The sequence below is a fragment of the Labrenzia sp. THAF35 genome (assembly GCF_009363595.1).
In the GTDB taxonomy this organism is placed as follows: Bacteria; Pseudomonadota; Alphaproteobacteria; order Rhizobiales; family Stappiaceae; genus Roseibium; species Roseibium algicola.
In genome coordinates this window covers 1,890,570-1,912,551 of sequence record NZ_CP045380.1, presented here as the reverse complement: position 1 = coordinate 1,912,551, position 21,982 = coordinate 1,890,570, and the positions used below count along the sequence as shown (strand labels likewise).

Sequence of the window (21,982 nt, the reverse complement as noted above, 5' to 3'; positions counted from 1 at the left end):
ATTTCCTCATCCCACCGACAAGCAAAGACCGACATGACCGATCTACGTCCCGACGCCCCTTCCCATCTGCCTTTCAGAGACCAGGAATCCACCGGCCCTGACAACGGTGCTCCGGTCGTGCTGCTGCACGGCTTCGGCGGCGACCGGCAAACCTGGCTCAACATACAGACGGCACTGGCTTCGAAGAAACGCTCCATAGCGTTCGATCTGCCGGGGCACGGCGAGGCGCTGGACTGGCCGCGGATCGGCAATGCGGGGGTTTCCGCAAAAGCTGTCGGGCAGTCTCTGGAGGCGCTCGAGCTGACGAGGGTCCATCTGGTCGGCCATTCCATGGGCGGCGCAGTGGCCGCGCTGATTGCCCTGCGCAATCCTGATCTGGTGGCCAGCCTCACCCTGCTGGCGCCGGGCGGCTTCGGCTCCGAAATCAATCACCGCCTGTTGCGTCGCTATGCGGCTGCAACGGATGCCGACGCCATGGAAACCCTGCTGGAGCAGTTCTTCGGCTGGGAGTTCAAACTGCCGAAATTCCTCGCCAGAACGGCCGCCGAAAGTCGTGCGCGCCCGGGCGCGGCCGCGACACTGGAGGCAATCGCGGACGAGATCATCGACGGCAGCGTTCAAAAGACCCTGCCGCGCGACGAACTGGCAGCCCTGCCCATGCCGATCAAGGTCCTCTGGGGCACACAGGATCGTGTCCTGCCGACGCGCCAGGCCCACAAGCTGCCGGGTGTCGTTGCCACGCACATTTTCGAACGAACCGGCCACATGCTGCATCTGGAACTGCCCAAGGAAGTGACCCGGCTCATCCTTCAGAACGCTGGCTGCTAACGCGGACCAACATCTGGAACTCCAGAAAGTTTCCCCGTGATCTGGCCCCCCGGCGCGGTTTGGGATAGGTAGCAGGCCGAAACCTGGCCGATCGGACGGCGGGGCCTGTATGAACCGAGCCGGAGCGCGCATGTCAGCCGAAATGTCAGCAGCCAACGATGTCATCGTCACGGCGGTGTCGGGCTATGAGCCGAAACACATGGCGGCCTGGTACAATTCCCTGAAGGCAACGGGGTATCGCGGCCGGACAGTCGCGGTGGCTTACAATGTCAGCGAAGCCCTTGTTGACTACATGAAGCATATGGGCTCGCTCGTCATCACCTTCGATCATGACGCCGGCAAGAAGCGCTACTCCTACTCGCAGCTTCGGGAAGAAATCGCCGACCATACCGATGGCGGCAAACTTTACACCGACAGGCGCTGGACCTGGAACAAGCGCGTCCTGCGTTTCAAGGACAAAATCTACGACCGGCGCTTCTTCCATGCCAGTCACCTGGTGAAACAGCATCTCGATGCGCTTGGCGAACCTGTGCGCTTCGTCGCGTTCTCGGATGCCCGGGACGTCATCTTCCAGTCTGACCCGTTCGCCTGGATGGAAGAGAACCTTGCTCCGGGCAAGGATCTCCTCATCGGTGAGGAAAGCATCACCCATGAAGACCCCTGGAACCGCCGGAACGTCCTGAAAACCTACGGCCGCCATGCCTATGACCGTGTGGCCAAGGTTCCCGTGTGCTGCGCTGGCTATTTCGCCGGCCGCTATGAGGCGATGATGGATTTCATGCTGGCGGTCTATTACTTCGACCAGACCAAACGCAGCGGTGATCAGGCCGCCTTCAACCAGCTGCTGACCTTTTGCGGCTGGAAGGAAAAGGCCGAGAAGGTGAACTGGCAGGTTCCCTGGCTGCTGCACGCGGTCAGTGCGAATGTCGGTCCGGACGCACCGGGGTTCTGCATGCCTCGGGAAACCGTGCCGGTGTTCGAGGACGGGCTGGTCAAAACCTTCGACAAGCAGCCCTACGCCATCGTGCACCAGTACGACCGCAACAAGGAAATGACCGCCTATTTCATGGAGAAATTCGGCAAGGTCGAATAACAGCAGGCGCGAACCGCGGACAATGGAAGCGCTTCGCCCTCCTGTTGCCCGCCTGCACCTATCCTATCGGAACCTGTTGTTCAGGCTTCCGGCAGCAGATCATCACGCCACGGCTCACCGATCACCCGGCGGGCCATCATGTGCGAGCGCGGTGAATTGATGCTGTCGACGGCAATAAGCCGGCCATCGTGCAGGTAGGCGACATAGAACTTGTTGTCCTCGGTCGAACCCACGACCTTTGTGTCGTCATACCCCTCCGACAGACCGGCGATCTGCAGCTTGATGTCGTACTGATCGGACCAGAACCACGGCAACGGGTCGTAATCGACTTCCTGACCCAGCAGCGCCTGGGCAACCGCCTTTGCCTGGTCGATGGCGTTCTGGACGCTTTCCATGCGCACGGACCGCTGGTAGCGGTTGGAATAGAAACGCGTACAGTCACCCGCAGCGAAGATGTCAGGATCGCTGGTCTGGCCGCATCCATCCACCAGGATCCCGTTGTCGACCTCCAGGCCCGCCTCTGCGGCCAGGTGATCATTGGGCTCTGCACCGACGGCAACCAGAACCAGCTCCGCCGGAACCGTCTCGCCTGTCGACAACCGGACGCCGGTGACACTGTCACCACCCTCGATTGCCTCGATGCCCGTATTCAGGCGCAATTCGATGCCGCGGGCCTTGTGCAGGCCGGAGAAATAGTCGGAGACCGCCTGACTGACCACGCGCTTCATCGGACGATCCTGCGCCTCGATAACGGTGACCGACTTGCCCAGGCTTTTGGCGACGGCAGCGACTTCAAGACCGATGTACCCGGCTCCGATGATGGCGACATTGCTGCTTTTTTGCAGAATGTCCCGGATCACGTTGACATCGGCAATCGAGCGCAGCGTGACCACGCCCTTCTTGTCCGCACCCTCCAGCGTCAGCAGCCGGGCATTGGTGCCCGTTGCCAGAACCAGCTTGCCATACGGCAGCGTATCGCCGTTTGCCAGTGTCAGGCGTTTCGCGCCACGGTCGATCGCAACCACTCTGGTATTGGGAATGTGGTCGATATTGTTGGTGGTGAAGAAAGCCGGCGGGCGCAGCCACAAGCCTTCGGCGCCGATCTCGCCGGCCAGGAACTTCTTGGAAAGCGGCGGTCTTTGATAAGGCGGATGCGGTTCGTCGCCGATCAGCCGCAGCGGGCCTTCAAATCCGCCCTGCCGCAGGGATTGGGCGACCTGGGCTCCGGCTTGTCCTGCTCCGATGATGACGATGTCTTCCTGCATTCCGCTTCGCCCTCTTTGCGCTTGGCCGGTCCGGCGGATGGTGTGCCGGCCGATCGTTTGAGTGCATGGCTAGCACGAAGAAACGCAGGCCGCCAGAATGGCGAAACGCCGCGTCGGTGCGGACACGGCGTTTTTTCGATTTTCTTTGTTTCAAGCGTTCCGGTTCGAGATCAGGCGCTGCGCACGCCTTGCAGGAATTCGGCAACTTCCTGCCGGATCAACGCGCCCTGCTCGCCAAGCGATTCTGCGAGGTGCTCCACTTCGGAACCGTTGGACCGTGCAAGCTCGGCAGCCGAACCGACGGCCTCCATGCTCGACACCCCTTGTTCGGACCGCGCCGAGGCACTGGAAACGTTGTGCGAGATCGCCTGAACGGCTTCGTCCTGCTGCTGCACAGCCGATGCCACAGCCGAGGCAAGGCCTTCCATGTCGGAGATGATCCGGTTGACGTCCTCGATCGCCTGGACCGCCTGACCGGAAGACCCCTGGATGGCCTCGATCTGGGTCGCGATATCCTCGGTGGCTTTCGAGGTCTGGTCGGCAAGCTGCTTCACTTCGGCAGCAACCACCGCAAACCCCTTGCCTGCTTCGCCCGCGCGGGCAGCCTCGATGGTCGCGTTCAGCGCCAGCAGATTGGTCTGGTTGGCAATGTCGCGGATCAGCCCCATGACTTCGCCGATCCGGTCTGCCGCACTGGAAAGTTCCTGCATGGTGGCAACCGTTGAAGACGCACTCCGCACCGCCTGCTGGGCCACTTCCGTCGACTTGTTGGCCTGGCCGGCGATCTCGGCGATGGACGCGGCAAGCTCTTCCGCGGAATGAGCTGCGGAAGTGACGTTTTCCGCCGCCGTGCGCACCGCTTCGGCTGCTTCCCCGGACTGGTTGGCGACATCGTCGGCCGACTGTTCCATAGACTGGGACGTCTGCCGCAGTTCGCCATTGGCTCGGTCAAGACTGTCGAGTGCCGCGGACACGGTCCCCTCGAACCGGCCGATCAGAGTATCGAGACGGGCAACGCGTTCTTCGCGCCGCCGGTTTTCCTGATCCTGCGAGGCCGCAAGTTCAGCCCGCTCGACCGCATTGTCACGGAAGACCTGAACCGTGCGGCTCATGGAAGCAAGCTCGGTGCTGCCACTGTCGTCCGGCAGGTCGAGGTCGGTCTGGCCGCTGGCAAGAGCTTCCATGGCCGACTGCAGACGTGCCAGCGGGCGCGCCACCGATTGGCCGATCACAAGCGCGATGGCCGGAAGCAGCAGAAGCAGAACCACGATAGCCCCGCCGATTGCATAGGTTGCGATCGACCGGGCCATCTCAAGCTGACCGGCGGCTTCACCTTGAGTGGTGTTGGCGGCTTCGCTGAGGGACGCGATGTGCGGTGGAACAAGTTCAAACAGGTTTTCCAGCAGTTCCGAATGCTCGCCCCGCTCTGTCTTGGCGACTGTGTAATCGTCGAAAGTCGTCTTGTATTTGGCCATGTTGTCGGCCAGCTCCGCCTTGATGGCGTCGGAGATATAGACTTTCTTCAAGAGCTTTTCGAAATCGTTGAACTCGCCCTGGAAAACCTCCAGCGCCGCCTCGGTATTGTTGAGCGTGAACTCCCGTTCCGCCAGCTGAACGGCCAGGATCGCGCGGGCCAGCTTTTCGAAATCCGGCCCGCCGCCGAATTTCATCTCTTCCGACAGGCGATGCTTGACCGCCCCTGCATATTCATTGAGCCCCGCCAGATATCCCTGCGTAGTGTCATACCCGATCTTCTGCTGGGCAGTGTCCAGCATCTCGAAGGCACCTCTTGTGCCTTCCAGCGTATCCTTGACGTCGGCGATTTCCGAAGCGTAGGCCGCTGCGGCCGGGTTGGTTGCGATCGTCTCCAGAACTGCGCTGGCTTCTTCAAGCTTGGCGTTGAAACTTTGGAACGTCTCGACGGATGGCGTGCTGTGGTAACGCTCTTCAATCGAGCGTAGCGCCGCGGCGCTTTCCGACAGTGTGCTGACCTGTCCGGCCAGTGTCGAACTGCTGCTCATGCGCGCGAAGGCCGAATTGAGTTCACCCTGGCTCCAGAAGAAGACACCGCCGATCGCAAGGAGCCCCACAATGGTGAAAAGGCTCAAGGCCAGAATTCTGGCTTTGACTGACAAATTCGCGAAGATCCGAAAAGGTGATTGAGATCTGAAGGCCACCAGCGTATGTCCCCTGGATCAACGGATGTGCCATCGGGGTCGATGTTTACATCCATGAGTTGATCGATCTGGAAGTGTTCGTGCTTCTGGCCTGCGTTTCTTTCACGACAGAACGTTCGAACACTCATGTTTGCGCCGTATATTTGACTATAAATGCCAACTTACGGTTAACATGCGTGTAACCCCACCGACTCGACGCAATCTAACCTTGCGTCATCTTCGACTTTGTCATTGAGGCTGCAATTGAATCTCCTCGCCAGAGCCGCACCGGCCATTTTTGTTTTGCTGTGGTCTACGGGCTTCGTCGGTTCTAAACTCGGCGCGCCCTACATCGATCCGATGGTGTTTTTGACGGTCCGCTTCGTTGCGGTTTTGCCGGTGCTGATTCTGCTGGCGATGTTCTTATCGAAGTCCTGGCCGAAAGATCCCGCTGCCATTGCCCATTGCATCTTCACCGGCATGCTGGTTCACGGCATCTATCTCGGTGGTGTGTTCTGGGCAATCAAACAGGGCATGCCGGCTGGAGCGTCCTCGATCATTGTCGGTCTTCAGCCCGTGCTGACCGCGCTCATCGCGGTGGCTTTGCTTGGCGAAACCATTTCCCGCAGACACTGGCTCGCCATGGCCATCGGAGCGATTGGTCTTGCATTCGTTCTTGGTCCGAAACTCGACCTTGCCGGATCGGGCATCACACCGGTGACGATATTCGTGGTCCTCATCTCCGTTGCGGCCATCAGCCTGGGAACAGTCTACCAGAAGCGTTTCGTACAGCAGACCGACCTCATGGCGGCAACTGTCTGGCAGTACGTCGGCGCTTTGCTTGTCACAATTCCGCTGAGCCTGACCGAAAGCTGGCAGATCACCTGGTCAGGTGAGCTGATCTTTGCGATGGCCTGGCTCGTGCTGGTCTTGTCCGTCGGCGCGATCCTGCTCCTGATGCTGCTGATCCGCGAGGGCGCGGTCTCCCAGGTCGCCAGCCTATTTTATCTGGTGCCGGTGGCAACAGCGGTGGAAAGCTATTTCCTGTTCGGTGAATCCCTGACGCCGGTTCAGATCGGTGGCATGGTGCTGGTCATCAGCGCCGTCTTGACCATCCGCAAGAAGCCAGCAAGGAGCTAGGGGTGGTCCCCGGAAGCCGTCTTGCGGAAAATCCGGTCAGGCTTCTGTATCCAGCGCCAGCGCAAGCTGTTCCTGACGGCGGCGCCAGTAGCGCCGTTGACGGGAGATTGCCGCGTTGAGTTCACCGCCCAGAATGAACACGAGCGCGCAGATATAAAGAAAGATCAGCGCGGTCATGATCCCGGCCAGACCGCCATAAGTGGAGACGTAATTGGCGAAGCTGGCGAGATAGGCGCCGAAGGCACTGCCGGCGATGATCCACATGAACAGTGTGGCGAGCACTCCGGGCCACAGGTCGCGGAAAGTGCGATGCCCCGCGGGCAGCAGCCAGTGGGTGATGAAAAGGCCGATGATCAGCAGCGATCCGGCCAGTGTGTATCGGGCAACGTTGATTGACAGCAGGAAAGTCTCGACCTGCGGCACGAAGACCTTCAGCCCCTCGAGGGCGAGCGGCGCCAGAACCACCAGAAACGTGTAGGCAAGCAGAATGCCGGCACCCAGCAGCACAAGCCCGATCGATTGCAGCCGCAACAGCACGATGGAGCGGTTTTCATGCTGCCGGTAGGCCCGGTTGAGCGCGGTACGCAGCGCCTCCACACCGTTGGAGGAAAACCACAGAGCGGCAACGGCGCCGAAGGTCACAAGGTCGCCGCGGCGAATGGTCAGGACATTCTGGATTTCCCGCACGACAGGCGATGCAACGCTTGCCGGCCAGGCATCGAACAGCAGTTCCGACACCGTGTCGGCAGCACCGGTCATGCCGAGAAAGGCCGCGAGCGAGGCGATGAAGATCAGCAGGGGAAATATCGCCAGCAACCCCGACAGTGCCACGTGACTGGCCATTGCAAAGCCGTCATCCCGGGCGAAGTGACCGATGGCGTCTTTCAGGACGGCGTAGATCACGAGAACTGTCTGTCTGGCGCTCATGACCCAAGATGTGGCCTGCGCTGACACAATTCGTCAAGCCTGGGTAGTGAAAACCGCATCCGCCAAAAGGTCTATAAATTCACGCTCGACAAATGAGGGTGTGCAACGCAACATAGCTTCAACAAGAAGCGCTGCTGCGCAACAAATGAAAACGGAGATCGCCATGTCCACCGCAGCCCTGCCGGCCGCAGAAACACCCGCAAGCCTTACCGAGCGAACGGAAGCTGCCGTCGCCACGCTCGATCATCTGCTCAATCTTGCAGCGCAGCGGGTGCGCGACCGCGTGAGCGAAGATGGGCGCATCTCCTCCCGCCTGATGGAAGAAGAGCAAAGGGCAACCCACGGACTGGCCTGGTTTGCAACCTATGTGGAGTCTCTGCGCCAATTGGATGCCTACGCGAAACGTCTGACCGCGGAAGGCCGCTACGGCGCTCTTGAGGACTACATCGTCCAGCTCGGATTTGCGGAGTACCTTGCACAGATCTTTGGTGGCATTCCGATGAACCAGGGTGAAATCGTTCGCCTGGCGGATCTTGGCGTCTCTTCCGAAGAAGCTCTTGTCTTCCAGACAGCCGAAATCCTGTCGCTGATCGATACCGGAAGCCGTCCGGAAATCCGCAGCGAGATCACCCGCCTGATCCGCGACCAGGCGGGCCATTCCACCTTCGGCGACCCAGGTCTGGACGAGACCATGGAGCAGATCCGCAACGAGATGCGCCGCTTTGCGGAAGACAACGTCGTGCCCAACGCGCACGAGTGGCATCTGAAAAACGAATATATTCCGCTTGAGATTATCGAGCAGATGTCCGAGCTCGGCGTCTTTGGCCTCACCATACCGGAAGAATATGGTGGCCTCGGACTTGGCAAGGAGGCCATGTGCGTCGTCTCCGAAGAACTGTCCCGCGCCTATATCGGTGTCGGCTCGCTCGGCACCCGGTCCGAAATCGCGGCGGAACTCATTCTGTGCGGCGGAACGGAAGAGCAGAAGCAGCACTGGCTACCGAAAATCGCATCCGGCGAGATCCTGCCGACTGCCGTCTTCACCGAACCCAATACCGGCTCGGACCTTGCCTCGCTGAAGACCCGCGCCGTGAAGGACGGCGACGTCTGGAAGGTGTCCGGCAACAAGACCTGGATTACCCATCCGGTCCGTGCCGATATCATGACCTTGCTGGCCCGCACCAACCCGGATGAACCCGGCTACAAGGGCTTGTCCATGTTTATCGCGGAAAAGCCGCGCGGCACCGATGAGGAGCCCTTCCCGGCAGACGGCATGAGCGGCGGCGAGATCGAAGTTCTCGGCTACCGGGGCATGAAGGAATATGAAATCGCTTTCGACGGCTTCGAGGTGAAGGGCGAGAACCTTCTCGGCCAGGTCGAGGGCGAAGGTTTCAAGCAACTGATGCAGACCTTTGAAGGCGCCCGCATCCAAACCGCTGCCCGCGCATTGGGCGTCGCCCAGTCTGCACTGGATCTGGGCCTGAGATACGCCGAAGAACGCGTCCAGTTCGGCAAGGAACTGGTCAACTTCCCGCGTGTTGCCGACAAGCTGGCCATGATGACTGCCGAACTGATGATCGCCCGCCAGCTGACCTATTTCTCGTCCTGGCAGAAGGATTCCGGCAAACGCTGCGATCTGGAAGCAGGCATGGCGAAACTGCTTGGTGCCCGCGTTGCATGGGCCGCGGCGGACAATGCGTTGCAGATCCACGGCGGCAATGGCTTTGCTCTGGAATATGCAATTTCCCGTGTCCTGTGCGACGCCCGCATCCTGAACATCTTCGAAGGTGCGGCGGAAATTCAGGCTCAGGTCATCGCGCGCCGCTTGCTCGAGACGCGCGGCAACGCCTGATCGTCATCAGATCGCCCCTTTGTCGCGATGGCCGTGTGCCTGCGCGTGGCGAAGCTTGTCAGATCTCTCGCTCATTCCCTCGTCCGGGGCGCTGTCCCGGGCCCGGGGACCGAGCTTGCTTTGCAGGCGGCCGATGACGGCCAGGACAATCACCACCATGAGTGTTGCAAGACCCGCCAATCCGATCTGACCGACGCCGCAGGCCGTGCCGATGGCACCTGCCAGCCACATTGATGCACCTGTGGTGACGTTCTGCACCGAGCCGTTGCGGGAGAAGATCAGACCGGCGGAGAGGAACGCCACGCCCGCTGTGACGGCTTCGACCAGACGGAGCGGATCCACATTGACGTTGCTCGCCCCGGAAAAGGGAAGATCGGCAAGCGCCTGGCTGATCAGGAGGAACAGACACGAGGCAAATGCGATAAGCATATGCGTCCTGAGCCCGGCATCCTTGCCACGCTCTTCCCGCTCGAACCCGATGATACCGCCCAGAACGATGGCCGCAATCATCCGCAGAACCAGAACGTCCAGCGGAACCGCACCGAAGCCGAGGTCCATCTCTGCGGCAAGCCGGTCTACCATGGTCGTTCCTTGTTGCGGGTCGGTCAGCATAACAGAGCAACGCCGCAACAAGTCTTTCGTTCCGGAAGGTGACCGGTGCTGGCTGCCGCCTACTCCACGGTAACCGTGATCTTTTCCGACATGACCGGCGGATTGTGCGGAATGTGCGACCAGTCACCCAGCACCAGTTGCAACGTGTGTGAACCGGCTGGCAATTCGATCGTGGTTTCGGTTTGCCCACCACCGAAATGCTTGTGATTGTCATCCGCCGGAATAGCTTCGTTCAGCTCCTCGCCCTCGATACTCTCATCGATGATCAGGTGATGGTGTCCGGTGTTTTCCTTTTCCGTACCGGCGGGGGCAACGCCCATTCCGGAGAGGCCGAACTGGATGGTCACCGGACTTTTGACGGTGTCGCCATCCTTCAGGTTTACGAAGTAGAGCTTCACGCCGTCCGGTGCCGGAGTTTCTCCAGCCTGGGCGACGGTACCTGTGAGGGCAAGCACGGCAGCACCGAGCCCGATTGCAAGTCTCTTCATGATCTTCTCCCTTTCAAGGACGGAATTCTGCATTGTTCCTCACGACCACTCTTCACTTAGGGCGCCGCGCTCTCTTCCGGTAGGCCCTGCAATCCGTTTCCCGTACTGGTAGGCTTGCGAACTGTCGAAATTGTCACAGATATCCTCAGGAACGCTTCCGGTGGTCCGGCGTTCACTCCAGACGGACCCAAAACTGCAGGAGTGCGACATGAAGGATGCGATCCGACTGAAACATGATGGTTGGGTAGTCGTTGCCGACGGAACCAAGGCTTTGTTCCTGACCAACGCGGGCACGGAACACGTGCCGGACCTCAAGGTCTTTCGGAAAGAAACCCAGGACAACCCTCCCAACCGCGAGCAGACCGCTGACCGTCCCGGTCGTTTGAGTGACGGTCCGCAGGGGCATCGAAGTGCAGTTCAGGAAGCCGACTGGCATGCGCTGGCTGAAGACGATTTCGCCGCGGACCTTGCCCAGATGCTCTACAAGCGCGCCCACAAGGGCAAGTTCGACGAGATCGTACTGGTCGCAGCCCCGTCGGTTCTCGGCCAGGTCCGCAAGCGCCTGCACAAGGAAGTCAGTGACCGTGTCGTCGCGGAGATCGACAAGGATCTCACCAATCATCCTGTCGATCGCATCGAGAAACTTGTCTTCGGAAGATAATCATCTTCTTGCGCAGACGCTGAGGGCATTCGGCCGCCACCGTCCGAATACCCCTGCCACGATGTGCCTTGCAAGAGCAGGCTCGGAATTTTTTCACCCTAGAACACAGTGGCCGCCAATTGCGGCCGCTGAAACAGGCAGGACCATGACCGTTGATCCGGACTTGGACCGGCCCCTGACGTCCATTGTCGACAGGGTCGGAGACATCACGAAAGAAGGACAGGTCTCGCTTGACCGCGTGGTCGGCGCTTTCGAGAAAACCGGATTTGCGACGATGCTGATCGTGCCCGCGGCCGCCGTCGTGACACCGCTGAGCGGCATTCCCCTGTTTTCAAGCCTTTGTGGAGTGACCATTTGCCTGATCGCGGCACAATGGCTGATGAAACGCGACCGGGTCTGGCTTCCCCACTGGCTGGGTCAGCAAAGTCTTGAGGGCGACAAGGTGCGGGTGGCGATGAACAAGCTGCGGCCCGCCGCACGCTGGCTGGACAAACATTCCCGCGCGAGAGCACGGTTCCTGTTTCGGCAACCTCTTCGGGCCTTGTTGCCGCTCTCATGCCTCCTGTTCGGCGCCTTGATGCCCTTTCTCGAACTGGTGCCATTCTCGTCATCGCTTCTTGGCGCATCTGTTTGCCTGATTGCCTTCTCTCTCCTCACCCGGGACGGTCTCTTTGCCCTAGCCGCGCTTTTACCTTTGGCCATCGTTGTCTGGGCACTGACGGCCTTGTTCTGAAGAAGGCCTCCCGAACAGGTTCGCAGGATCAACCGAGCGCCTGAAGCGCGATGGCACCGCCATAGATGCCAAGCAGACTGACACTCTCAAAACCGATCCCGCCGGGGCCTGACTTCTGCCGTACCAGCAACCCCAGAAGCAGAACCGCTGTCATCACCAGCCCGATCGCCAGCCAGAAATAGTCCTGAGGGGAGACGGCTTGATACAGCGAGCCGTCGCGATAGGCGACATCGGAAAGCGTCAGGAACAGAGTGTCGAAGGTGTTGCCGCCAACAATGCCGCCGATGGCGAGCTGCAGGGCACCACGATGCACGGCTGCCAGCGTCGTCACCAGTTCGGGCAGCGAGGTGACAACGGCTGTCATCAGCGCACCGACAAGCGAGGCGTTGAGATCGAAACGGTCCGTCAGCGCGCCAGCCACCTCCGCCAGCACCCAGCCCATCGAGGCGAGGATAAGCATCAGCGCTGAAAACCCTGCGATAAGCCGCAAGTTACCGCGCAGGTCGTGCTGTTCCTCATCCGGGCTGTCCTCGTGGGTTTCGGACGTATTCACGACACGCCACATGGGCTGCTCCCGCACGTGCCGCTGAGCCAGCAAACCGCTGCCATAAACGATAACCAGGGCGTAGGAGGCTGGATGAACGCCCAGCAACGTGATTTCCGGGGTGGTGTAGGCGACCAGGGGAATGGCCAGCAAAAGCATCAGCAGGGCACATTGAAAAAGGCTGGAAACGTCAGCGGCCACATGCTCCAGGTTGCCGCGCCGGTAAACGATGTCAGCGATGGCCAGAAAGGCAGTCTGCGCAGCGATACCACCAACGCCATTTGAAAAGGCCAGCGACGCGCGGCCGTCCAGCGCAGCAGTTACGGACACCACAGTGCCCGAGAGCGACGTGGCCGCCCCCAGCAGGACACCGCCAACCAAGGCCTCGCCCAGCCCTGTCCGGTCGGCGATACGGTCAGCCTGACCGGTCAGATGAACGCCGCAAACCAGTATAACTCCACCGGCACCTGCAAAAAGCGCAAGCAAGACCCACAGCGGCAGGCTGTCGAAACCCATAGTGACCTTGTCCCCTCTTGGCATTTGCGGAAGTTGTCCGGACTTCAAAGGGAAAACGGCCACCCCATCAGGAAGTTCCCACCTGAAGGTTCTCCCTTGAAACCCCCCGGAGGGGAACGAATAAGGGTCTTGCGCGTTATCCGCTGAAGAGCAGTCGAGCCTGGCTGCCAAGTGGCAACATCGCGAGGTAGTGAAGATGATCTATCACGGCTTTAACGACGATGCGGACCGGCACCTTGCCATCCTGCGCGAAAGGATCAGAGACAAGGAAGCCTCCAGCTGGAAGCACCTTGCTCTTGGCTTCGGATTCAGCGGCATCATTTTTTCGCTGATCGCCCTGATATTCCTGCTCAGCTATTGACCGCACGCCCAGGCCAGCCTGGACGTTTTCAGGAACACTACTGCCGCTCAAACGTTGTTCTGAAGAGTGATGAGGCCAAACCGCCCTCAGCGCTTGCAACGACGCACAATCCAGCGAGGTAGAGATGACTTATCAAAGGCAGACCAACGCACAGGACAAAGAAGTCGTTCTGGGAGAAAAGGAAGCCAAGCAGGGCCTCGAACTTCACGAGATGCGTTACGTCCTGGCGATCGGCACCGCAGGCGCGGTAATCGCACTGGCGGTTGTCGGTTACATCCTGCTTTGAGTTTACCAGTCCGGAAGGGTAAAGCCCTTCGAAGGACCAAACAAAAGGGACGAACCTTGAAAAGGTCGTCCCTTTTGTTTTTCAGACGAGAGGTTCAACTCCCGCTCACAGAAGGTGACCCGGCAGATCGCCGGGCAGACCGATTAACGGCAAGCCGCCACATATTCGCGGCCATAGGAATCGCGGTAGATACACTTGCCCGGTTCCGTTGCCCTTCCGACAAGCGCACCGGCAGCTGCGCCGACAGCGCCACCAACAAGCGCTCCGCCTGCCTTACCGGTCGTTGCAGCACCGATCGCCGCGCCTGAGGCACCACCGATCACCGCGCCTTTTTGCGTGTTGTTGCAAGCGGTCAGACCAGTCAAAGCGACCGCAACCAGCATGATTTTCCACATGATCAACTCCCTTCGTGTTGCATTAGGCAGAACGGGAGAGCAGCGGAAATGTTCCAGAAAAAGATGGGAAACTGCCGCCAAGACCAACGCAGAGATCCGTCGTGCGGAGGAACTTCTGTCACCCTCGAACGTTTGCCCGGTATCGGGCAGCCGGCGATCCAGCGGAGGATTTCCCGGCTGCCATTTACAGGAGGATCCGACATGACTGACAGGACCAGGGACGAGATCGCCCGTATTCTGAAAGACAACACGCGCAGCAAGGCTGATCGCGTAGACGAGCTTCTGAGGATGCGCGAGGACGCACGTGCCCTGCAACGGGCGGCGACGGAAAGCCCGATGGGTAACGAAACCCCGGATTCGTCGGGCCTTCGGGACATCGACAGGGCATTGGAGCGCCTCGGCCATAGCGACCTTGCCGAGGCTGAGGAAAACAGCGCGGCAACCCTTTGACCGTCGACCCTGCGCGGCCCTTCCAGCCCGGCCTGGAAGGGCGAAACGTTGAAGCTGCCGGCAAGAAAACCTATCTCTAAGGGCGAACACAAGCACAGGCGGACCCATGAACACCACCTTTGAAGACCTTGGCTTTGACCCCGAGATCCTCGGTCCGGAGGAAGAGCAGAAGAAGACGATCCGTCAGAAATTGATGACGACGGTCCGCAAGGCCGCGCGTCAGGTGCCGTTCATGGAAGATGTCGTCGCCGGCTATTTCTGCGCGCTCGATCCCGCGACCCCCAGCAAGGTGCGGGCCACCGTCCTCGCATCGCTGGCGTATTTCGTGCTGCCTTTGGATGTAATTCCAGATTTTCTGATCGGCATCGGCTTCGGCGATGACGCGACCGTGCTTCTGGCTGCCCTCGCGATGATCCGCAGCCACATGCGGCCGGATCACTACCAGGCTGCAAAGGATGCCTTGAAGGACGGTGAAATATGACCGCTTTTCTAGGGATGGTCGCGTCCGGGCTGATCGTCTTGTGCCGGCTTGTGCATCACATGACCGGCCGCTTTGGTTCCGTGCCAGCAGCCTGACGTTCTCCCGGCAATCAGCCAGTAAATTCCACCGCCGATAAATCCGGCCGCCAGCGCAACCGCACTTCCCGGCCGGAAGGCACTGTCCGCGGCTTCGGCTCCAAGTGTCCAGACTGCAAAGGCGATCACCCCGGCGGCACCGACGTGAAACAGGAAACTGCGCAGCCGTGCAGCTTCGGCCAGAACGATTGCAACGGCAGCCGGGGTCAGGGCCGTGGCACCGACCACACTTGCACCCACGAGACCGCTTCCGACCATGGTTGCAAAGGCAATCGGATCGGCTTCGGGATGCCCGGCCCGGAAAAAGCCCCAGGCAAGGAACAGGCCGCACGCCAGCACCGCGAAGATGAAACCGAACGCGATCCTGAGAAGCTGCAACATGAATTTCCCGCCGTCCAAACCGCTGTCCTTCCTTGATATGCGCGAGCTGACTGCTTACTTGACCATCTGCCGGTCGGATTGCAACCATCCAGAACCGGCAGTTGCCCGACTGGCCATGATCAGGCCAGCCGGAGCCTTAGCCCCTGAAAATGTGACCCGGCATGTCGAAAACGGTGTTTTCGCTTGACTTTTTGCCGGTTTCGCAAGACGTTGGGGGATGGCGTTAGGCCATATCCATCTCAGCACCTTGGTACCAGCGTTCCGAGGATTTTTGTGCATGGAGCATATCAAAGCCCTAGCGCCACGTTGAAACGAAAGAGGAGTTTGCGACCATTCGCCGTCCGTTCCGCGCCCCGCCTCCTACGAAGGAAGGCCCGCGCACAAACCACGAAATTCGCGTTCGCGAAGTCCAGTTGATTGATCATGAAGGCGCCAACCGTGGCGTCATCCCGACAGAAGAGGCGATGGGCATCGCCATGGATGCCGGGTTGGATCTTGTTGAAATCCAGCCGAACGCAAATCCGCCTGTCTGCAAGATCCTGGACTATGGCCGGTACAAGTACCAGGCTCAGAAGAAAGCAGCAGAAGCCCGCAAGAAACAGAAGACCGTCGAGATCAAGGAGATCAAGATGCGTCCGAACATCGACACCCACGACTACGAGGTGAAGATGAAGAGCATGTTGCGGTTCTTTGGCGAAGGCGACAAGGTGAAGGTCACACTCCGTTTCCGGGGCCGCGAAATGGCCCACCAGGACCTGGGCATGAACTTGCTCAACAAGGTCCGTGAGGAAACCAACGAAATCGCCAAGGTTGAATCCGCGCCGAAGCTTGAAGGCCGCCAGATGGTTATGGTTCTGGCTCCGATCAAGTAAGCTTCATCGCGTTTGAATGTCCGAAAACCCCGCTCCGGCGGGGTTTTCTCGTTTTCAGGCGGCAGAACAACTCATTTCCTCAAAAATCCCGTCCGGCATGTCACATCCAGCGCCGCTGTCTTGTCATTACCTGCGAACACCAGGTGTGTGCAGGAGACGAAAATGAAGATGGACAATGGGAATGCAGCAGCAGGGTTTCAGACCAAGCTTGCGAATGACCGGCAACTGATTGACGTCGCCGTCGTTTTTCACAGCGGGTACGGTCACACAGAACGTCAGGCAGCGGCTGTCAGGCAGGGCATAGAGGATGTCGACGGTGCACGCGCACTGCTTCTGACGGCCGATGAAGCCAGCACCCGCTGGAACGAACTCAATGCGGCCAGCGCAATTATCTTCGGCACGCCAACCTACGTCGGCGCAGCCTCCGCCGCCTTCAAGACCTTTCAGGAAGCCAGCTCGCAGGAAATCATGTCGAAGGGCTATCTCTGGCGGGACAAGATTGCGGCCGGCTTCACCAATTCCGGTTCGCGTTCCGGCGACAAGCTGGCGGTGCTCATCCAGTTGGCCCTGTTTGCAGCCCAGCACGGCATGCACTGGGTCAGCCTGGACCTGCCGCCAGCCAATTGTTCCTCGCACGGATCGGAAGACGATCTCAACCGGCTCGGCTTCTGGCTCGGGGCCGCGGCACAGTCGAACACCGACGAAGGGCCGCAGACAGCTCCCCCGGCCGCGGATCTGGCAACCGCCCGCCATCTTGGCAGGCGCGTGGCGAAAACGGCCTTGCAGTTTGCAGCCGGACGGGCGCAAGCGCGGCCCGAACCGGCGTTGACGTGATAGGTTGTCGTGATCATGACGGACACACCGGCCCTTGAAGAAGACACCGCTTTGCGCAGGCGATTGACCCGCATCGCCTACCGCATGCTGGGATCAGTCTCCGACGCGGAAGACGTGGTTCAGGAAGCCTGGCTACGCTGGCTTGCCGCCGACCGGGAAAAGGTGCGCGAGCCTGTCGCCTTCCTGAAGACCATCGTCACGCGGCTTTGCCTCAATGAATTGAAATCCGCACGCCGTCGCCGCATGTCTTATGTTGGCCCCTGGCTTCCAGAGCCCCTGCTGACGACATCAGATGCCGAAGTCGCCGACGACATCACGTTGCCCGTGATGGTGGCTCTGGAGCGGCTGTCACCGCTCGAAAGGGCCGCCTTTCTGCTGCATGACGTTTTCAGCATGGGTTTCGAGGAAATTTCGACCGCCATCAACCGGGAACCGGCAGCCTGCCGCAAGCTCGCCAGTCGGGCCAGGGCAAGGCTGCAGGAAGCAAGACCACGCTTTTCCGCCACGCCGGAACAGGGCCGAAAGCTGGCGACCGCCTTCTACGAAGCATCGCGCAGCGGCGACATGGAGAAACTCCAATCCCTGCTAGCCGAAGACATCGTCGTCTACGCCGACGGCGGCGGCAAGGTGCCTGCCACGTCAGCTCCGACATTCGGGCACGAACGATCCATGATCCTCTTTGCGGCACTCGCCCGCTATTTCAGAAAGGCTCCGTCACGCCTGATCCGGTTTGCTGACATTGACGGACTGCCCGGTTTTGTAACCGAGGAAGATCGCGGCATTGTCCAGACCACAGCATTGCAGATCCGGGACGGCAGGATCATCGCCGTCTATGTGACCCGCAACCCGGAAAAGCTCAGGCATCTTGGCGCAGAGCAGGAGGACACGATACGTCCGCCAATTGACCTGAACTGATCAGCACGAGTGGAATTCAGCTTCGCGGCGTTATCCGATCAGCCGGTTCACATCAACAACCGGCATTCCTGCGTTGTGCGCTGCCTCAAGCCCCTGATGACTGTCCTCGAACACGAGGCATTGTGCGGCTGCGACACCGAGCCGGGAAGCGGCTTCCAGGAAGAGATCCGGCGCCGGTTTGGCATGGGCAACGTCATCAATCGTGACAACCGTATCGAACAACGACAGCAGTCCCGTCTCCTTCAACGACGCCAGCACCACTTCCTGCGGTCCACCAGAGGCGACCGCCATCGGCAACTTGCCGTGAAACCTGCGTGCAATGGCGCTTATTACCTCGATCTCGCTGACTTCACCGATCCGGGCCAATACTGCCGTACGCATCTCCCGAACGGCCAGTGGGCGATCCACCGTAACGCCGTGCTCGGCTTCATAGTCATCAAGCAGCACATGTTCCGACATTCCCGCCCGGGCGTGGTACCAGTCCGGTTCCATATGATGACCGGCAGCCCTGAACGCGTCCTGCCAGGCACCGGCATAGAGCGTTGGTGTTTGCACCAGCGTGCCATCACAATCGAAAATCAGGGCTTGCGCCCGTTGGAGAAGCGTCTCCATTTCAGTCATGTCATTGGGCTTTCGATGAGAATTGCACGGAAGTCGTTGACGTTGGTGAGGGTTGGCCCCGGCACCACCTGATCGCCAAGAGCCGCGAAGAAACTGTGGCTGTCGTTGTCGCCGAGCTTGGTGACCGGGTCGAGGCCAAGCGCCTCTGCACTCTCAAGAGTGCTTGGGCCAATAACCGCCCCTGCAACATCCGCCGCCCCGTCGACACCGTCTGTGTCACAGGCAATCCCGTAAAGACCGTTTGCCCCCTTGAGAGCGATCGCGAGCGCAAGGGCAAATTCCGCATTCGGACCACCACAGCCCTTGCCGCGCCGCGTCACCGTGCATTCACCGCCAGACAGAAGCAGGATGGGCCGCCCACCCGGTTTCATCGCCTGCTGGCGTTCGATCGCGAGTCTCGCCTGCTGCGCAGCCACTTCGCGCGCCTCGCCTTCAATGGCGTCGCCCAGGATCTCGACTTCCATACCTTCGTCGGCAGCCAGGCTTGCCGCTGCTTCCAGCGAAAGCGATGGTGCCGCAATGATGCGGTTTTCCACCCTCGACACTCTTTCATCTTCCGGCGGCAGCACTCCGGTGGCGCCGTCCAGCACAGCGAGAACAGATGCCGGCACAGACATGCCAAAGCGTTCGATAACCGCACGCGCGTCCGCTGGTGTCGTCCGATCGCCGACCGTCGGGCCTGAGGCAATGAAGGCCGGATCGTCACCGGCAACATCGGAAATGATCAACGCCGTCATCCGGGCAGGAAAGGCTGCTGCTGCAAGCTGGCCGCCCTTGACCAGGCTGACATGCTTGCGGACCGTGTTCATGTCGGTGATTGGCGCGCCTGATGCCAGCAGGGCTTCATTCAAGGCCTGCAGGTCAGCCAGCGAAATATCTCCGGCCGGTGCCTCCAGCAACGCCGACGCCCCTCCTGAAATCAGCGCAATCACGTGATCCGCTTCTTCAAGCGAGGACAACAGACCGAGAAGGCGCTGTGTTGCCTGAAGCCCTCGACCGTCCGGCACCGGATGCGATGCCTCGACAATTTCGATCCCCCGGCAAGGCCTGGAGTAGCCGTCACGGGTGATGACCAGTCCCTCTGAAGCCCCCCAGGCTGCTTCAACCGCTTCGGCCATGCGTGCCGACGCCTTGCCGGCACCGATCACGACCGTCCGGCCCTTAATCCGTTCCGGCAGGAATGCGGGAACGCACTTCATCGGGTCGGCCGCTGCAACGGCCGTCTCGAACAGACGCCGCAACAGGGCCTCACGCGAACAATCTGTCATGCATCGAGTCCCAGGGTCGATTGCCGTTTGATCAGCTCGACCGGATAATGTTTCGTGTCGGGTGGCCTGACGCCATCGACAATCCAGGCCAGCATCGCTTCGGCAGCATTTCGGCCGAACAGCGCGGTATCGCAGCGCACCGAGCTGAGCCTGGGAAAGGCCAGTGAGCATTCCTCGATATCATCGAAGCCAATGATCCTGAAATCCTGACCAACCTTGATGCCAAGCTCGGCAAAGCCGCTCAGCATGCCAAGCGCAACCAGGTCGCTGAAACAGATCGCCGCTTCCAGGCCTTCGTGTTCCTGCAGGATCTTCAGTGCGATTTCACGGCCGAACTGCCTCGATGGCCGTCCGTGAAAAATGGTCGGCGCAAGGCCGTTCGCCTGCATCACGCTTCGATAGCCGGACATGCGCTCCAAGGTGATCGGACGATCCGCCAGACCGCCGGCAAAGGCGATCTTCTGACATCCCGTATCGATCAGGTGCCGTGTCGCAGCTTCGCCTCCAAAGGCGTAGTCATGCGAAGCGAAGGGAAACAGGTCCGTGCGCTCGTCCAGCTGGCGCAGCACCTGCATGGTGGGAATTCCGGCCCGCTCGATCCGCTCGAACGGGCTTTCGTCGCCGCCATAGGTCGGCGAGATGACGAAGGCCGACACGCCATGCTCGATCATGCTGTCGATCACCTGGGCCTGGATTTCCGGGTCCTCATCCGTATTGGCGATGACGGTCGAGTATCCCTTGCTGGCAAAGGTCATCTGCGCACTGGCGGCAAATTCGGTGAAGAAGGGGTTGCGCAGGTCGTTGATGATCAGGCCGATGAGGCCGGATGCAGCGCCCCGCAAGCCGGCAGCCGACCGGTTGTAGACATAACCAAGCTCATCAATTGCCCTGGCCACCTCTTCCCGGGTTGACTGTTTCACCAGCGACGAATTCTGGAGCACCAGCGAGACGGTCGATTTGGAAACGCCCGCCTGCCTTGCAACATCCAGAATTGTCGGCCGCTTCTTCATGAAAGGTCTATCCGATCCCGTGCAGTTTCAGGAGCAGCCCCATGCGCTCCTCGGCGATCTCCGGCTTTGACAACAAACGCGCCTGATCCGCAAGCCGGAAGACCTCTGCATAATGGGCAATCTCACGCGAAGACTGAAAACCGGCTGGCATGATGAAGTGGCTCTGGGCATCGTTCAGCCAGGCAAGAAACGCGATTCCGGCCTTGTAGAAGCGGGTCGGCGCCTTGAAGATTTCCCGGCTCAGCGGAACGGTTGGCGCGAAGAGCTGGTGATAGGTATCCATATCCCGTTCCGCCAATGCCTCAAGCGCCTGGCTCGCCACAGGGGCAATCGCCGCAAAGGCCCCCAGCAGAGCATGCGAATAGTGCTTGCCATCGCCGGCGATCAGATCTGCATAGTTGAAGTCATCGCCCGTATAAAGCCGCACACCGTCGGGCAAGCGTGCACGGAAGGCTTCTTCGTGTGCCTGATCGAGCAAGGAGATCTTGATGCCGTCGACCTTTGCCGCATGGCTTTCGATGATGGCGAGGACGGCGTCGGACGCCGCCGAGACATCCTTAGACCCCCAATAGCCGGTCAATTCCGGATCGAACATGTCGCCCAGCCAGTGCAGGATGATCGGCTCCCGCGCCTGACGGATCAGCCGGCCATAGACGTCGGCGTAATCATCCGGCCCGGCCCCGATGGCGGGAAGTGCCCGCGAAGCCATCAGGATCGCCTGACCGCCTGCCGCCTCGATGGCCTCCAGCTGGACCGTATAGGCCGCAACGATGTCGTCCTTCGTCTTGAGATTTTCCAGCGGCACCTGATCGGTGCCTGCCCCGCAGGCAACACGCGGCTTCAGCGGATGCGCCTTCGCCTCTTTCATGGTGCGTTCGATCAGTTCCTTCGCCGTTGCCCAGTCAACGCCCATGCCGCGCTGCGCAGTGTCCATCGCCTCGGCCAGTCCCAGTCCCTGATCCCACAGCCAGTGCCGGAATTTCAGCGTATTTTCCCAATCGACAGCCGGAGAACCAACCCAGGGATCGCGCTCGCGCAGCGGATCGGACACCACATGCGCCGCGGCAAAAGCGGTGCGGGTTAGCGGCACCCGCGGGGCACGTGGGGTCAGGGCTTCTCCGATGAGGCTGTAGGGTTCCAGACGATTTTCGTAGGTGGGCAGGGTCAGCATGATACGCTCCGGAAACTTGGCGGCCAG

25 protein-coding genes are annotated in these 21,982 nt (G+C 60.3%); 12 read left to right on the top strand and 13 right to left on the bottom strand.

All coding sequences use genetic code 11. The features are described from left to right. The first annotated feature begins 33 nt into the window (after positions 1-33). Together FIU93_RS08880 and FIU93_RS08875 are read left to right on the top strand one after the other, a co-directional pair. Entirely contained in the window at positions 34-828 is a 795-nt protein-coding gene (locus FIU93_RS08880) for an alpha/beta fold hydrolase (protein ID WP_152505395.1), read from the top strand. Between the two features lie 130 nt (positions 829-958). After that, positions 959-1,921, top strand: a complete 963-nt coding sequence (locus FIU93_RS08875; RefSeq protein WP_062486775.1) for a hypothetical protein — start codon at positions 959-961, stop codon at positions 1,919-1,921. Between the two features lie 80 nt (positions 1,922-2,001). Here FIU93_RS08875 and FIU93_RS08870 read toward each other — a convergent pair whose 3' ends face one another. Continuing rightward, positions 2,002-3,186 carry an FAD-dependent oxidoreductase gene (locus FIU93_RS08870; RefSeq protein ID WP_152505394.1) on the bottom strand — a complete coding sequence of 395 codons (1,185 nt, stop codon included), beginning with the start codon at positions 3,184-3,186 and terminating at the stop codon, positions 2,002-2,004. Between the two features lie 170 nt (positions 3,187-3,356). Next, positions 3,357-5,294 carry a HAMP domain-containing methyl-accepting chemotaxis protein gene (locus tag FIU93_RS08865; RefSeq protein ID WP_209010320.1) on the bottom strand — a complete coding sequence of 646 codons (1,938 nt, stop codon included), beginning with the start codon at positions 5,292-5,294 and terminating at the stop codon, positions 3,357-3,359. Positions 5,295-5,606: 312 nt separating this feature from the next. Here FIU93_RS08865 and FIU93_RS08860 point away from each other — a divergent pair, with 312 nt between their 5' ends. Beyond that, complete coding sequence (locus tag FIU93_RS08860; RefSeq protein ID WP_023002965.1) at positions 5,607-6,482, top strand: DMT family transporter; 876 nt, start codon at positions 5,607-5,609, stop codon at positions 6,480-6,482. A 36-nt stretch (positions 6,483-6,518) separates the two neighbouring features. Here FIU93_RS08860 and FIU93_RS08855 read toward each other — a convergent pair whose 3' ends face one another. Then, a complete protein-coding gene (locus tag FIU93_RS08855; protein WP_023002964.1) occupies positions 6,519-7,409 on the bottom strand; it encodes a YihY/virulence factor BrkB family protein in 891 nt (296 codons plus the stop codon). Positions 7,410-7,572: 163 nt separating this feature from the next. Between FIU93_RS08855 and FIU93_RS08850 the strand changes: the two genes are divergently transcribed. Beyond that, a complete protein-coding gene (locus FIU93_RS08850) occupies positions 7,573-9,261 on the top strand; it encodes an acyl-CoA dehydrogenase family protein (protein ID WP_152505392.1) in 1,689 nt (562 codons plus the stop codon). Positions 9,262-9,267: 6 nt separating this feature from the next. On the opposite strand, the gene FIU93_RS08845 is transcribed toward FIU93_RS08850, so the two are convergent. Together FIU93_RS08845 and FIU93_RS08840 are read right to left on the bottom strand one after the other, a co-directional pair. Continuing rightward, positions 9,268-9,843 carry an MgtC/SapB family protein gene (locus FIU93_RS08845; RefSeq protein ID WP_286202415.1) on the bottom strand — a complete coding sequence of 192 codons (576 nt, stop codon included), beginning with the start codon at positions 9,841-9,843 and terminating at the stop codon, positions 9,268-9,270. 89 nt (positions 9,844-9,932) lie between these two features. Continuing rightward, positions 9,933-10,361: a DUF4399 domain-containing protein gene (locus FIU93_RS08840; RefSeq protein WP_055659623.1), complete on the bottom strand. Its 429-nt coding sequence runs from the start codon at positions 10,359-10,361 to the stop codon at positions 9,933-9,935. Positions 10,362-10,569: 208 nt separating this feature from the next. Here FIU93_RS08840 and FIU93_RS08835 point away from each other — a divergent pair, with 208 nt between their 5' ends. Next, a complete protein-coding gene (locus FIU93_RS08835) occupies positions 10,570-11,022 on the top strand; it encodes a host attachment family protein (protein ID WP_023002960.1) in 453 nt (150 codons plus the stop codon). 145 nt (positions 11,023-11,167) lie between these two features. Then, positions 11,168-11,755 (top strand): exopolysaccharide biosynthesis protein, encoded by a 588-nt coding sequence (locus FIU93_RS08830; protein ID WP_152505390.1) that lies wholly within the window; start codon positions 11,168-11,170, stop codon positions 11,753-11,755. 28 nt (positions 11,756-11,783) lie between these two features. Here the strand turns inward: FIU93_RS08830 and FIU93_RS08825 are convergent, their stop codons facing one another. Beyond that, positions 11,784-12,815 (bottom strand): sodium:calcium antiporter, encoded by a 1,032-nt coding sequence (locus FIU93_RS08825; protein ID WP_152505389.1) that lies wholly within the window; start codon positions 12,813-12,815, stop codon positions 11,784-11,786. A 136-nt stretch (positions 12,816-12,951) separates the two neighbouring features. After that, positions 12,952-13,227 carry a hypothetical protein gene (locus FIU93_RS08820; protein ID WP_152505388.1) on the bottom strand — a complete coding sequence of 92 codons (276 nt, stop codon included), beginning with the start codon at positions 13,225-13,227 and terminating at the stop codon, positions 12,952-12,954. 73 nt (positions 13,228-13,300) lie between these two features. On the opposite strand from FIU93_RS08820, the gene FIU93_RS31365 reads away from it, so the two are divergent. Further along, on the top strand, positions 13,301-13,462 hold the full coding sequence (locus tag FIU93_RS31365) for a hypothetical protein (RefSeq protein WP_156912406.1): 162 nt from the start codon (positions 13,301-13,303) through the stop codon (positions 13,460-13,462). A 143-nt stretch (positions 13,463-13,605) separates the two neighbouring features. Here the strand turns inward: FIU93_RS31365 and FIU93_RS08815 are convergent, their stop codons facing one another. Next, positions 13,606-13,857: a YMGG-like glycine zipper-containing protein gene (locus FIU93_RS08815; protein WP_023002955.1), complete on the bottom strand. Its 252-nt coding sequence runs from the start codon at positions 13,855-13,857 to the stop codon at positions 13,606-13,608. Between the two features lie 201 nt (positions 13,858-14,058). On the opposite strand from FIU93_RS08815, the gene FIU93_RS08810 reads away from it, so the two are divergent. Together FIU93_RS08810 and FIU93_RS08805 are read left to right on the top strand one after the other, a co-directional pair. After that, on the top strand, positions 14,059-14,307 hold the full coding sequence (locus tag FIU93_RS08810) for a hypothetical protein (protein WP_023002954.1): 249 nt from the start codon (positions 14,059-14,061) through the stop codon (positions 14,305-14,307). A 106-nt stretch (positions 14,308-14,413) separates the two neighbouring features. After that, on the top strand, positions 14,414-14,788 hold the full coding sequence (locus FIU93_RS08805) for a YkvA family protein (protein WP_152505387.1): 375 nt from the start codon (positions 14,414-14,416) through the stop codon (positions 14,786-14,788). A gap of 8 nt (positions 14,789-14,796) precedes the next feature. Here FIU93_RS08805 and FIU93_RS08800 read toward each other — a convergent pair whose 3' ends face one another. Continuing rightward, positions 14,797-15,264 carry a translation initiation factor IF-3 gene (locus FIU93_RS08800; protein WP_152505386.1) on the bottom strand — a complete coding sequence of 156 codons (468 nt, stop codon included), beginning with the start codon at positions 15,262-15,264 and terminating at the stop codon, positions 14,797-14,799. A 332-nt stretch (positions 15,265-15,596) separates the two neighbouring features. On the opposite strand from FIU93_RS08800, the gene infC reads away from it, so the two are divergent. From infC to FIU93_RS08785, 3 genes are all read left to right on the top strand, one after another. Continuing rightward, positions 15,597-16,136: a translation initiation factor IF-3 gene (infC, locus tag FIU93_RS08795; protein ID WP_075283347.1), complete on the top strand. Its 540-nt coding sequence runs from the start codon at positions 15,597-15,599 to the stop codon at positions 16,134-16,136. Positions 16,137-16,304: 168 nt separating this feature from the next. Further along, complete coding sequence (locus FIU93_RS08790; protein WP_152507545.1) at positions 16,305-16,970, top strand: flavodoxin family protein; 666 nt, start codon at positions 16,305-16,307, stop codon at positions 16,968-16,970. A 15-nt stretch (positions 16,971-16,985) separates the two neighbouring features. Next, positions 16,986-17,885: a sigma-70 family RNA polymerase sigma factor gene (locus FIU93_RS08785; protein ID WP_152505385.1), complete on the top strand. Its 900-nt coding sequence runs from the start codon at positions 16,986-16,988 to the stop codon at positions 17,883-17,885. A 30-nt stretch (positions 17,886-17,915) separates the two neighbouring features. Here the strand turns inward: FIU93_RS08785 and FIU93_RS08780 are convergent, their stop codons facing one another. The 4 genes from FIU93_RS08780 to FIU93_RS08765 are packed head-to-tail and all read right to left on the bottom strand — an operon-like array spanning position 17,916 to position 21,955. Further along, positions 17,916-18,506 (bottom strand): HAD family phosphatase, encoded by a 591-nt coding sequence (locus FIU93_RS08780; RefSeq protein ID WP_152505384.1) that lies wholly within the window; start codon positions 18,504-18,506, stop codon positions 17,916-17,918. After that, entirely contained in the window at positions 18,503-19,774 is a 1,272-nt protein-coding gene (locus FIU93_RS08775; RefSeq protein WP_152505383.1) for a glycerate kinase, read from the bottom strand. The genes FIU93_RS08780 and FIU93_RS08775 overlap by 4 nt, the downstream gene beginning before the upstream one ends. Further along, entirely contained in the window at positions 19,771-20,784 is a 1,014-nt protein-coding gene (locus tag FIU93_RS08770) for a LacI family DNA-binding transcriptional regulator (RefSeq protein ID WP_023002945.1), read from the bottom strand. The genes FIU93_RS08775 and FIU93_RS08770 overlap by 4 nt, the downstream gene beginning before the upstream one ends. 7 nt (positions 20,785-20,791) lie before the next feature. Next, positions 20,792-21,955: a dihydrodipicolinate synthase family protein gene (locus FIU93_RS08765; RefSeq protein ID WP_152505382.1), complete on the bottom strand. Its 1,164-nt coding sequence runs from the start codon at positions 21,953-21,955 to the stop codon at positions 20,792-20,794. Positions 21,956-21,982: the final 27 nt, after the last annotated feature.

Excerpts from the sequence above, each read along its gene's own strand:
- FIU93_RS08870 (WP_152505394.1), bottom strand. The coding sequence starts at position 3,186 with ATGCAGGAAGACATCGTCATCATCGGAGCAGGACAAGCCGGAGCCCAG.
- FIU93_RS08770 (WP_023002945.1), bottom strand. The coding sequence starts at position 20,784 with ATGAAGAAGCGGCCGACAATTCTGGATGTTGCAAGGCAGGCGGGCGTT.
- FIU93_RS31365 (WP_156912406.1), top strand. The coding sequence starts at position 13,301 with ATGACTTATCAAAGGCAGACCAACGCACAGGACAAAGAAGTCGTTCTG.
- FIU93_RS08845 (WP_286202415.1), bottom strand. The coding sequence starts at position 9,843 with ATGGTAGACCGGCTTGCCGCAGAGATGGACCTCGGCTTCGGTGCGGTT.
- FIU93_RS08810 (WP_023002954.1), top strand. The coding sequence starts at position 14,059 with ATGACTGACAGGACCAGGGACGAGATCGCCCGTATTCTGAAAGACAAC.
- FIU93_RS08850 (WP_152505392.1), top strand. The coding sequence starts at position 7,573 with ATGTCCACCGCAGCCCTGCCGGCCGCAGAAACACCCGCAAGCCTTACC.
- FIU93_RS08780 (WP_152505384.1), bottom strand. The coding sequence starts at position 18,506 with ATGACTGAAATGGAGACGCTTCTCCAACGGGCGCAAGCCCTGATTTTC.
- FIU93_RS08830 (WP_152505390.1), top strand. The coding sequence starts at position 11,168 with ATGACCGTTGATCCGGACTTGGACCGGCCCCTGACGTCCATTGTCGAC.
- FIU93_RS08815 (WP_023002955.1), bottom strand. The coding sequence starts at position 13,857 with ATGTGGAAAATCATGCTGGTTGCGGTCGCTTTGACTGGTCTGACCGCT.
- FIU93_RS08825 (WP_152505389.1), bottom strand. The coding sequence starts at position 12,815 with ATGGGTTTCGACAGCCTGCCGCTGTGGGTCTTGCTTGCGCTTTTTGCA.
- FIU93_RS08790 (WP_152507545.1), top strand. The coding sequence starts at position 16,305 with ATGGACAATGGGAATGCAGCAGCAGGGTTTCAGACCAAGCTTGCGAAT.
- FIU93_RS08800 (WP_152505386.1), bottom strand. The coding sequence starts at position 15,264 with ATGTTGCAGCTTCTCAGGATCGCGTTCGGTTTCATCTTCGCGGTGCTG.
- FIU93_RS08775 (WP_152505383.1), bottom strand. The coding sequence starts at position 19,774 with ATGACAGATTGTTCGCGTGAGGCCCTGTTGCGGCGTCTGTTCGAGACG.
- FIU93_RS08855 (WP_023002964.1), bottom strand. The coding sequence starts at position 7,409 with ATGAGCGCCAGACAGACAGTTCTCGTGATCTACGCCGTCCTGAAAGAC.
- FIU93_RS08785 (WP_152505385.1), top strand. The coding sequence starts at position 16,986 with ATGACGGACACACCGGCCCTTGAAGAAGACACCGCTTTGCGCAGGCGA.
- FIU93_RS08835 (WP_023002960.1), top strand. The coding sequence starts at position 10,570 with ATGAAGGATGCGATCCGACTGAAACATGATGGTTGGGTAGTCGTTGCC.
- FIU93_RS08805 (WP_152505387.1), top strand. The coding sequence starts at position 14,414 with ATGAACACCACCTTTGAAGACCTTGGCTTTGACCCCGAGATCCTCGGT.
- FIU93_RS08840 (WP_055659623.1), bottom strand. The coding sequence starts at position 10,361 with ATGAAGAGACTTGCAATCGGGCTCGGTGCTGCCGTGCTTGCCCTCACA.
- FIU93_RS08880 (WP_152505395.1), top strand. The coding sequence starts at position 34 with ATGACCGATCTACGTCCCGACGCCCCTTCCCATCTGCCTTTCAGAGAC.
- FIU93_RS08875 (WP_062486775.1), top strand. The coding sequence starts at position 959 with ATGTCAGCCGAAATGTCAGCAGCCAACGATGTCATCGTCACGGCGGTG.
- FIU93_RS08765 (WP_152505382.1), bottom strand. The coding sequence starts at position 21,955 with ATGCTGACCCTGCCCACCTACGAAAATCGTCTGGAACCCTACAGCCTC.